Genomic DNA, 258 nt, shown 5'->3' on the forward strand with positions numbered 1-258 from the left:
AAAGTGCTCTTGCATCACAATCAGTAGTGCTCACTTGCGGTTCGCCACTGGTTTTGAGTTGCTCTTCTAGCAGTTCATATTTGATTTTGTTTTGCTTTAAGCGTTCTATTTTTTGTTGAATATTGGTTACCGTGGTGCTGGTTTCTTGAGCGTCGTTTTGGGCTAAAGCGTTTAAATATTCTTGGGTTTTGGTTTCTATATACTCCAGGTGTTTATCTATTTTCTTTTGGTTGTAATTTGCTTTCTTGCTGTTGTGTG

General features: G+C 38.0%; 1 pseudogene. It reads right to left on the reverse strand.

The annotated features are described in order from the left end of the window. Positions 1–258: pseudogene (locus tag G6042_RS00350) on the reverse strand (IS1182 family transposase); the annotation flags it as partial.

Origin of the sequence: Flavobacterium solisilvae, from assembly GCF_012911605.1 — a bacterium.
GTDB lineage: Bacteria > Bacteroidota > Bacteroidia > Flavobacteriales > Flavobacteriaceae > Flavobacterium > Flavobacterium solisilvae.